General features: G+C 49.0%; 10 protein-coding genes. All 10 read right to left on the minus strand.

Annotated elements, in window-relative coordinates:
* Positions 1–575: ABC transporter substrate-binding protein (locus tag KOO63_00160; GenBank protein ID MBU8920250.1), on the minus strand; the 575-nt coding region annotated here is incomplete at its 3' end.
* Positions 576–697: 122 nt separating this feature from the next.
* Positions 698–2,095, minus strand: a complete 1,398-nt coding sequence (locus KOO63_00165) for an FAD-dependent thymidylate synthase (GenBank protein ID MBU8920251.1) — start codon at positions 2,093–2,095, stop codon at positions 698–700.
* A gap of 21 nt (positions 2,096–2,116) precedes the next feature.
* Positions 2,117–5,182 carry a hypothetical protein gene (locus KOO63_00170; protein MBU8920252.1) on the minus strand — a complete coding sequence of 1,022 codons (3,066 nt, stop codon included), beginning with the start codon at positions 5,180–5,182 and terminating at the stop codon, positions 2,117–2,119.
* A gap of 138 nt (positions 5,183–5,320) precedes the next feature.
* Positions 5,321–6,286: a protease modulator HflC gene (gene hflC / locus KOO63_00175; GenBank protein ID MBU8920253.1), complete on the minus strand. Its 966-nt coding sequence runs from the start codon at positions 6,284–6,286 to the stop codon at positions 5,321–5,323.
* Positions 6,283–7,260: an FtsH protease activity modulator HflK gene (gene hflK, locus KOO63_00180; GenBank protein ID MBU8920254.1), complete on the minus strand. Its 978-nt coding sequence runs from the start codon at positions 7,258–7,260 to the stop codon at positions 6,283–6,285. The genes hflC and hflK overlap by 4 nt, the downstream gene beginning before the upstream one ends.
* A gap of 153 nt (positions 7,261–7,413) precedes the next feature.
* Complete coding sequence (hypD, locus tag KOO63_00185; GenBank protein MBU8920255.1) at positions 7,414–8,508, minus strand: hydrogenase formation protein HypD; 1,095 nt, start codon at positions 8,506–8,508, stop codon at positions 7,414–7,416.
* A complete protein-coding gene (locus tag KOO63_00190; protein MBU8920256.1) occupies positions 8,505–8,756 on the minus strand; it encodes a HypC/HybG/HupF family hydrogenase formation chaperone in 252 nt (83 codons plus the stop codon). Before KOO63_00190 ends, hypD begins: the two co-directional genes overlap by 4 nt.
* 2 nt (positions 8,757–8,758) lie before the next feature.
* Positions 8,759–9,424: a hydrogenase nickel incorporation protein HypB gene (hypB, locus tag KOO63_00195; protein ID MBU8920257.1), complete on the minus strand. Its 666-nt coding sequence runs from the start codon at positions 9,422–9,424 to the stop codon at positions 8,759–8,761.
* Positions 9,421–9,813 carry a hydrogenase maturation nickel metallochaperone HypA gene (gene hypA, locus KOO63_00200; protein ID MBU8920258.1) on the minus strand — a complete coding sequence of 131 codons (393 nt, stop codon included), beginning with the start codon at positions 9,811–9,813 and terminating at the stop codon, positions 9,421–9,423. Before hypA ends, hypB begins: the two co-directional genes overlap by 4 nt.
* A partial coding sequence (locus KOO63_00205; protein MBU8920259.1) for a hypothetical protein occupies positions 9,806–10,159 on the minus strand: 354 nt, incomplete at its 5' end. The genes hypA and KOO63_00205, both read right to left, overlap by 8 nt.

A 10,159-nucleotide genomic window follows, 5' to 3' on the forward strand; every position in this document is an offset into this window, starting at 1 on the left:
GCGAATACTTCATCGACCTTTCCAGACCCGAAATCATGCCCGATAGAGACAAGTACCCGGGGTTTCTCTGCTCTATCCTCATTGGAGATCCTTTTGATACGCCCCTTTATTTTTTCGAGCAGGATTCCCGCCTCGTTCTCGGCACCAAGGCATTGACCCAGTGTATCTATTGATCCAAGGATATCACCGACTGTCTTATTGTCCACAGTCATCGTTTTGATACCGATTCCAGAAAGATATTCAGCAGCATCTTCCTGTTCGGGAAGGAGCAATACAAGATCCGGTCGCAGAGCTGCTATGGCTTCATAATTAGTGTCAAGATAACCTCCGACCTCAGGAATGCTTTCAGTCTCAGGCGGGTAATCACAGAACCTGCTCACTCCGGCGATACGATCCCCCATCCCGAGGGCGAAAACTATCTCTGTCGTACTCGGAGATAGCGATACGATCCTGACTGGAGTCGAACCGTTACTTTCAGATGGTCGTGGTTCATTTCGGGGTTTCGAGCAGGCCTGGAGTATGAGCAGAGTCGAAAGGATAAGGAATGTCGGGAATAATATTCTCTTCGCCAGCATGAGGTCCCTCTCAGGCTTATTCTCCGATCTGTATTTTCTAATGCTTCTTCTACGCTTAAAAAGATTAGTTAGCATTAATTTTTACTAAATATATAGCAAGGACTTGTGTGATTCACTTCATGTTATTTATTGGCAAGGCGCTCCATCGCCTCATCGAACCCGTCTTTTCCCGAAAGCATCACAGTGCCCGCAGGGTATCTCGACGATGCTATAGAACACAATTCACCAGAAAGATCTCTGATCTCCCATTGTGCGTGTGTATCACTTCTCAATCTGGAAAAATGATACAACTCCCTAAGGTTCATATTTATAAGCACTCGTCTCCTGTGGGCATTAGTCAGGACATATTCGGCAAGGATCCTGTCCGTGGAAGCGATCTTCCTGTAAAGTCTTTCAGCCCTTTGTACAGCTTTTCGAAAAACAGATACAGCACGTCCCTTTTTAACTGTCGAGGGGACGACACATCCAAGGCCCGTATCGTAAGGTTGTACGATCTGTGTCGTCATCCTGTGTCGTTTAAGCTGAGCGTAACAGGACGCCGAGACCTTGACTTCGAAAAGCAACTGAATGTTCTCAAACTCTCTCCACACGCTGTCATGAGGCTTAATGAGCTTCAGTGTCTCGCATATCATATCACTTATCTCACTCTTACTCATCGAACGGGCTATTTCGAGAGCGGCAGAATATGATATCGACGAACTGGAAAAGACCAGTCCCGCTGCCAGCTTTTCATCGCCTGACGCCGTGCATGTGACCAGGTTCGCCATTTTTCCATCGTCACCGATCCTCTTCCCATCACGTGCGAGCCGTTTCCTGATTCTCGGGATCGACTTGAAATATTCGGTAGGCTCGGGATATTTTACAAGTGAGGGCGCAACATTGCCTGCTATCGATGATAGTTTTCCAGCAAATTCCCTCAGCTCCTGAAGGGGGTGTGAGGCAAGCCTGCTGATCATATACTCCGCCTCTCTGCCGTTCAGAGTCATACCCAGTTGAGCGCTGGTGGCAAGTGGCATCAGATATCTGGCATCTTCTCTCGCCACATATTTGTCTTCGCCTGAGGCTTCGATCCTGCGATAGACTTCTTCGTAGGCTTCCGATAGATAATCGATCAGATTCAGAAATACATCCCTGTATTCGCTTTCTGATATCTCTTTTGGGATCACAAAATCCCGCCCCAGTTTTATATAACGCTGGGATTTTTCCGTGTATGATGCCAACCTGAAATGCTCTATATATTCCACGGCCAGCCTCGATACACCCATGATATCGAAGTTGAAGACGGCATGCTCGGCCACCGATGAATGCCCGAGACCGAATATTATGGTCTCATTCGATCTGCGTGCTTTCTCGACCCGGGTCCTCGCTTCCTTCCGAAGCGTATCGACATTTCTCGGATCCCTGCTGATCCTGGCATACGCCGCCGAGATCACTTCAGGTGTCATCTCCAACCCGAGTGTATCTCCAGCTTTCTTTATCATGTCGGATTCTACATTGTATCCAGCGAGGATCACCCTCATGACTTCTCCATATCCCGATTATTAAAAATCAAAGAATATCGTCCCGTAAAATTTCCATTCTTTACCCTCATACGTCCTCAGACCTTCTATGAAGGGATCTACATACTTGATCTCATTAAAACCATATGCCCCTTCGAAAGAAACGGCGAGGGGATAATTGTAGAATGAGAAACCTTTCATCCGAAGTTCAAAGCCGGCATCCTTCATGTTATGATCGAGGTCGAATTTGTCTTCGTCCCAGGCCTTTCCAGCTTCAACGAAGACCGCACCATACACAGACCCGAGGTATGTGGACATCATTTGCCAGTTTATATTCCGCCAGATCGGAAACCTGTAGGTCAGGCGTGCCATTGCGTTTTTCTTGCCGCCCATGCTGTAATACGAATATCCCCTCATACCGTCGCGGCTACCCAGAAAAAGGTTGAAAAAATCGTCGACCTCTTTCTTATCTATAAATCCACCTTTTACAAATAGAGCGAGTGAATGCGACCAGAACGGTACAGGAATAAATTCCTCATAATGCAGGTAGTATCTTCCAAAATTATTTACATCATAAAATGGTTTAAAATTATATTCGAATTCCCCTGAAGAGAGGTTGTTCCAGGCTCTGGTCAATTCGAGGCTTATCCTTCTTCCCTTCCTGGGGTTTATATCAGACTCTACACCCGATCCTATATTCCAGTAGTTGAGGATAAGGGAGACTTCATTTGACTTGTAATAGTTCCAGCCAAGCTCCATATCGATATCTTCAGCCTCCCAGGCGTTGATATTAAGTCCGTACTCCCCATGATTAAACCTGAGGACCGCGTCTTTTCTCTTTCTGGCGGATGGTTCGTCGAACTCGAACATGCAACTGAAGAAGACGTCCCACAGGTCGTACCTCACCTGCACGTTTCCCAGAGCCTCTTCATAATATTTATAGTACTTTCTGGCCGAATAGAAATTAACCGCGAAGGTCGGTTTGAACTGCCTGGTCTCGATACCTGCCTGGATATTGTATTCCTTGTCGTCATTGATAGAGCCCGAAGCGTAAAAGTTCTGGCGGTCCAGGTAGTCCCTCGTATCCAAAGTCAGGCCGATCCTCGGCTTCTTATCGTAATACATAAGCCTCGGGAAGAGATAGATCGGTGTATACTTGATATCATAATCATGTGCTTCACTGATTTTCTTATCAAGTTCATAGTAGTCGTACAATGCCCCGGTCCCGTCGGCAGTACGGAGTCGGCAGATATAGTTGGATCTATTTTCCATTACTTCTCGTTCTTCAGGTATCGCGCTGCCAGAGATGGCCTTGCCTCTCCAATCCTCTATCTTTCGGATACCATAACCGTCCCTGCCGTAAGATGAGAACAACAGACCTTCATTGTGACTTACCGGGGAGAAAGCGCCGCCGAGAAGATTTGTCACCATCTGGTCATCACCGTGACAGGATTCTCTATGGTATATATTGAATATCCCTGTCCTGTCACTGGCATAGAAATATCCTGATCCTGAATCATCCCAGGACGGGTCGCGTTCATCGGCCAGTTTCCCGACCAGAACAGTATCCGTTCTTGTGACGGGGTCGATCAGCACGATATCCCTGGTCGTGCCGTTGAACCTCGACGTCAATATCCCCCGGTCGCTCCACGAAAGCCCATGATATCTGTATCCTCTTTCACCGGAAACAAGGAGTTTCACATCACGATTGTCGACATAGAATGCCACATCGACGAGTACGATATCTTCTTTTCCGTCCCCGGTCCTTACAGCCGCGATCGATCCTCCGTCAGGTGAGAACTCGGGATCCACCACTCTTAATCCACGAGTAAGTCTTTCTTCTTTTTCTGTATTCAAATCGAAGATAAAGATATCATTTATCTCATATCCATGAGGATTGTCATCGCTCCTTTTTGCATAGCAGAGCTTACTACCATCCTTCGATATACCCGGCCTGGAGTTCACATCTTCCGAGATAATTCTCGTGCTGCCATCTGATTCCAGGCAGACGAGATCCATCCCCATGTAATCACGACCCATATTTGAAAGATAGTAGACCTTCCCGCCTGCTGCGGATACTACAGGAAAGAGATTCATATAACCTTCGCCGGCAAATCTTACGCCCTCTATCCACCTCTCCTGTATCATTTCCCTCACATGGATATACTCGGTCTCCATACTGTCTTTCCATCGTCTGTAAAGCTCGGAAGAGGATATTCCAAGAGTTTTCCTGCATGCTCCTTCGAATCCTGACCTGTTCCATATCTTGAAATATTCCCAGAAACTTGCTGGTCTGGAGTACCAGGCCTTGTGAGCTTCCAGAAGTTCCCCGAGGCTTTCCCGCCCGAATTCCTGCGAGATAAACTTCACAAGCGAATAACCCTGATTATATACAAGCTCTGACTCAAGCGAGTTCTTGCCGAAGACCCCCATCTCATCAAGAGAAAGAAGCCCTTTCTCAAGCACGGCGATCCTGAGAAGCATATCCCTGTGACTATCCCATATATCGTTTCTGGATGTCGGGCACTGAAATTGGGCGACTCCTTCAGCGAACCAGCTCGGAATTGTCACACCCGCGATCGGAAGAGATCCCTGGAAATTGGGATACCCGGTGATCACATCTGGTCTTTTCTCTCTTTCAAATGTGATTCCCTGCAGATAGATCGAAGGCAGCCATCTCGGCATCTTCATCGCGGACCTTATCGTCACCATATGAGTGAATTCGTGGGTCAGAACGTTTCTCAGCCAGTCTGCAGTTCCACGTAGATGGAATTCATAATCCGAAGCATCAAGATCTATCCTGTTGAGGTAAAAATAGGCAGCTCCGGCCGATCTATCATCGTTGTCATGGAGGTTTATATAGACTCTATCGAGTTCATAATCATAGAACTCCGTAACAGGGCCATATATCTCTTCCGCTATCCTTGCGACCTCCCGGGCGCTCCACTCTTCCCCCTCATGAAAATGAACAGAGAAATGTTCGGTCTCTATGCTCTTCCACTTGATTTCAGTCCTGTTCCAGGCGGCAAGGGCGTCAGGTATAGAGAGTAATACTATTGCAGCCGTTGCAGCCGCAAATAACTTCCCTGATTTAATAAGTCTGACCATGTTCTGCTCCGTCGCTTTTAAATGGTTCAGGGGACGGCCGCTAAATATAACACATGGTGAAGCCCGATTCTTCAAAAATCGGGCTTCACCATTTAAAAGCTGCATTCTATGCTACGACTTGCCAACAGACGGGGAGGTCTATCGTCCGCTGACCTTTTTCAGGTACCTGTAAATATCACTGTCAGTAGTCATGATCACCCTGGAATTCGCACCCATGGACTCCTTGTAGACATCAAGAGTCTGCAGGAATGAATAGAACTCGGGATCCTTGCGATATGCCTCGGCATAGATCTTGGTTGCCCTGGCATCAGCCTCGCCCCTGATCTCCTTTGCCTTCTTGTAGGCTTCTGACTGTATCCTGTTCAGTTCCCTTTCTTTCATACCGACGATCTCGGCTTTCTTTCCCTCACCCTCTGAACGATACTTCGAAGCTACTCTCTGGCGTTCGGATATCATTCGTTCGTACACCTTTTTCCGCACATCCTCGATGTAGTTAAGTCTCTTTATCTGGACGTCGAGAAGTTCGATGCCATAAGCTGGCACCAGTTCAATGGCCCTGGTAAGTATATCCCTTGCTGTTGCTTCTCTCCCGAAGGTTATCCTTTCGAGTTCTTCAGCCACCTGGGATTCTTCACCGACACTCTCATCCAGTTCCTCGGTAGTCTTCTCCGCATCGAGAATACTGTTAGTATTTCTTACGACCTCAACGAGAATATGTCCAGAAACGACATCTCTCGATGCCGAATCTATGATATCGTCCATCCTCGTCTGCGCGCCAGTGACGTTCCCGACAGACTGGTAGAAGAGCAGAGGATCGACGATCCTCCATCTGGCCGTCGTATCGAGCCAGATATATTTCTTGTCAGCCGTAGGGATCTGATCCGCGGACGCGTCCCATATAAGGATCCTCTTATCAAACCTGTGCAGCGTATGGATGAGGGGCATCTTGAAATGCAGTCCAGCCTTGTCTATCTTTCCACCTACCGGCTTTCCAAACTGGGTGATGATCGCCTGCTCCGATTCCTTCAGAGTGTAAACGGCGTTCGAGAGAAATATGAATATGATGACTCCGATAATGATCAAAGGTAATCCTTTCCTCTTCATCGCCCATCACCTCCCTTCGCCTTTCCACCCAGATCGAGTAGAGGCAATATCGATTTCTGTTGTTCATCTACGATATATATATCTTCAAGTTTCGGCAGTATCTCCCGCATCGTCTCGAGGTACAGCCGCCGTCTGGTCACATCGGGAGCATTCCTGTATTCAAGGTAGACCTGGCGGAACAATGACGCGTCCCCCATAGCCTGGTTGACTCTCTGCAGAGCATAACCCTCCGCTACCGCGATCATCTGATCCGCTTCACCCTTGGCCCGTGGGATCCTCTTGTTGTAATCCTCCCAGGCCTCGTTGATCATTTTTTCCTTGTCCTGTTTCGCCCTGTTCACTTCGTTAAAAGCGGGCCTTACCGGCTCGGGAGGGTTGACATCCTGAAGCTTGACAGTGACGATCTGGATACCCGCCTCGAACTGGTCGAGGAGTACCTGCAGACCTACTTCCACTTCCTTGGCTATCTCGATTCTGCCCAGTGTAAGAACGTCCGTAACACCTCTGTCTCCGACAACTCTTCTTACGACGGCCTCTGACATCGCCCTGAGCGTCTCCTCAGGGTCTTTTATCTTGAATAGATAATTGTAGGGATCCTTTATCTTATACTGAACTATCCACTCGACTTCAGCGACATTCAGGTCTCCGGTCAGGATTATTGATTCATTCTGGAATCCCCTGCTGGCGTACTGGGTCCTGACACCAGCCTTTACCGTACGGAATCCAAATTCCTGCTTGAAGACCTTCTTTACCTTGACCTTCTCCACTTTCTCGATTCCGAATGGGATCTTTAAATGGAGGCCGGGGTTCGTCGTTCTGACGTATTTACCGAACTGAAGAACTACACCGACTTCATCAGTGCCGACCGAGTATAAACCCGAAGCGACGATTATTATCGCCAGGACAACAAGCAATATACGCTTGAACATCTTCCCCGGGAGTTCGTAGGAATCCTTTCCTACCTGGACTTTCATCTACATCACCCGCTTTCGTTACAATTCCGTCGGCATACAACCTCAGCAGCCGACCTTTCTTTACATACCATACATTCTCAGGCAATATTTATTCACTCGCCGGTTTTGACGGTAATTCAGTTTGGCCGGATGAGTCAACAGGTTTCTGGGAACTCAGACCTGCCTGTACTGGTACCTCGCACGGCATGTTCCCTCGCTCGACACCATGCAGGGGCCTACAGGCATCCTCGGCGTGCATCCTGTCCCGAACAAAGGGCAATCTTCCGATTCGGCCTCACCGAGTATAACCTTGTGGCATATGCACCCGGGCATGACATCCACCGCGTTCGGGTCGGGACTGAGATTCATTTTCTCTACGGCATCGAACCGGGAGTACTCTTCCCTCAACCTCAGGCCCGATCCAGGTATTGTACCAATGCCTCTCCAATTCGAATCAGAGACTGTAAATACACTTTCTATCAACTCCCTGGCTTTTCGGTTGCCTTCCTCTGTGACCACTCTCCTGTATAGATTCGCCGTCTTGAAAGGTGGCCCGGCTTCGACCATCCTGGCCAACTCCAGTATCCCCTGCAGCATATCGACAGGCTCGAATCCGGATATTACTCCGGGAATACCTGCATCCTCGAGGAAAGAATATCCCTCCCTGCCGAGCACGATACTGACGTGACCTGGAAGAATAAAGCCATCCAGTGCTCCCTCAGATCTTTCCAGAAGAAACTCCAGTGCTGGAGGAACGAGCCTGAGCGATGTGATCACCGAGAAATTCGGCACAGAAACAGTACGTAGCGCAGCGGCTATCGGAGCTATCGTAGTCTCGAACCCGACAGCCATAAAGACCACTTCTTTGTCCGGATCTTCCATAGCGATAGATAATGCGTCCAGGGGAGAATATACGACCCTCACATCTGCGCCCCGCGCTTTGAGAAGTTCCAGTGTCGTTTCCCCTGAGGGAACCCTGAACATATCACCGAATGTCGCAAGAGTCACATCAGGGAGACTCGCTGCCTGAACAGCCAGCGAGATATCAGAAGCTGGACACACACATACCGGACATCCGGGACCGGCGACAAGCCTCAATCCAGTCGGCAGCATGGACCTTATTCCAGCTTTGGCCAGAGAATGTTCATGGGTACCGCAGACATGCATCAGAGTCAGAGGTCTGGTCGGCTTGAGCGAGATCAGGCTTTCGGCCATCGGGCCCGCTATGACCGGATCGTGGAAAGAGTCGAAGAAGTTTTCATCCATCATGATCCGCTCCCGCTCTCCGGGTCGTGTGTCATCCCAGCCCTGTATACCTGTTTGATCAGCTCCAGCGTCTCAAGAGCTTCCGTTTTATCCAGTTTCTCTATCGCGTATCCTGTATGTATCAGGACATAATCTCCCATCTCCGCACTGTCGATCAGATCAAGACGAACCTCTTTTCTGATCCCTCCGGCCTCTACGACCGCCTTGTCACCTTCCATTTCCATAATTCGCATGGGGATGGCCAGACACATGTTTAACTCATCCTTTCTTCACACAGGCGGACCATCCAGTCGACCCAGTCCTGTATCCCCTGTCCCGTTCTGCAGGAGATCTCGATAATATCAATCGATGGATTTATGTCCCTCGCCTCATCCTTCGCCTTCTCGATATCGAAATCCACGTAGGGAGCAAGGTCGATCTTGTTCATTATAAGCAGGTCGGATTCGTGAAACATCAAAGGATATTTCTTCGGCTTGTCGTCACCTTCTGTAATACTTAGAAGCATCACCTTCGCATCCACTCCTATATCGAATTCTGCGGGACAGACCAGGTTTCCGACATTTTCGACAAGAAGCATATCGATATTGTCAAGATCGAGCTGATGTAGCGCGGAATGGACCATGGATGCGTCAAGATGACACACCCCCCCAGTCTCGATCTGGTAGACATCGATATCAAGCGCAGCAATGCGCTCCGCGTCACGGCTCGTCTGCAGATCTCCCTCTATGACCGCAACCCTGTACTTCTCTATAAGCCCGGGGATGGAAGCGACGAGCAGAGATGTCTTCCCTGCGCCGGGTGCGCTCATAATGTTGACCGACACGACGCCGTGTTTCTTCAACATGGTCGAATTCTCTGCCGCGATCTCCCTGTTCCTCTCCCTGAGGTCGTCACCCATATTTATCTGGTGCATCATCATCCCCCTGTGTTTTCCACCTTATCACGGCTTTCCGGATTATCCGATTCATCATCTACCAGAATATAATCTATCTCCATCTCTCTCCCCGATGTGATCTCTATGCTAGTCCCGCCGCACTCAGGGCATCTCAAAGTAAAATCTTCCGGATTGAAATCGCTACCGCAATCCTGGCAATGAACGTTGAATGGAATATCTTCAATTACGAGAATTGCGTTCTCGGCAATCGTTCCCTTCACGAGGATATCGAAAGAGAAATTCAGAGAGTCCCTGTTTACTCCAGCCATCTTCCCGATTCGGAGATGTATCTCCGTGACAGGACCATCTCCCTGTTTCGATGCCGCGACTCCGACCATCCTGAGAAGATTCTGCATGAGTGAGACTTCATGCATTCCCTGATCTCCTCCCGGCAAGATCGATCGAGACTCTTTTCATCTTCTCTCCTTTTACCAGGGATGTTATTTCTCTGGCAAGGAGAGGGATCACCCGAGCCACGTCTTCGAGACAGCCCTCCGACAAAGTAAGCATATCCGCCGCCTGCACCGCATAGATGACCACTTCATCCGGCATCTCAAACCCCAGCCTCCGCCCGAGTGCCAGTGCCGTCACAATATCTATGTCATGACATGATGATAGCCTTGGAGTGATCTTCAGGTCGTCAGGCCTGAGTCTGAATACAGTGCCAGGGAGTTCCCCATCGAGTTTTATGGCGTCGATCAGGATGGCCCTCTCATATCC

The organism is Candidatus Latescibacterota bacterium (genome assembly GCA_019038625.1).
GTDB lineage: Bacteria > Krumholzibacteriota > Krumholzibacteriia > Krumholzibacteriales > Krumholzibacteriaceae > JAGLYV01.

Coding starts and splice junctions, on each gene's coding strand:
- KOO63_00170 (MBU8920252.1), bottom strand. CDS start 5,182: ATGGTCAGACTTATTAAATCAGGGAAGTTATTTGCGGCTGCAACGGCT.
- hypB (MBU8920257.1), bottom strand. CDS start 9,424: ATGATGATGCACCAGATAAATATGGGTGACGACCTCAGGGAGAGGAAC.
- hypA (MBU8920258.1), bottom strand. CDS start 9,813: ATGCATGAAGTCTCACTCATGCAGAATCTTCTCAGGATGGTCGGAGTC.
- hflK (MBU8920254.1), bottom strand. CDS start 7,260: ATGAAAGTCCAGGTAGGAAAGGATTCCTACGAACTCCCGGGGAAGATG.
- hflC (MBU8920253.1), bottom strand. CDS start 6,286: ATGAAGAGGAAAGGATTACCTTTGATCATTATCGGAGTCATCATATTC.
- hypD (MBU8920255.1), bottom strand. CDS start 8,508: ATGATGGATGAAAACTTCTTCGACTCTTTCCACGATCCGGTCATAGCG.
- KOO63_00190 (MBU8920256.1), bottom strand. CDS start 8,756: ATGTGTCTGGCCATCCCCATGCGAATTATGGAAATGGAAGGTGACAAG.
- KOO63_00165 (MBU8920251.1), bottom strand. CDS start 2,095: ATGAGGGTGATCCTCGCTGGATACAATGTAGAATCCGACATGATAAAG.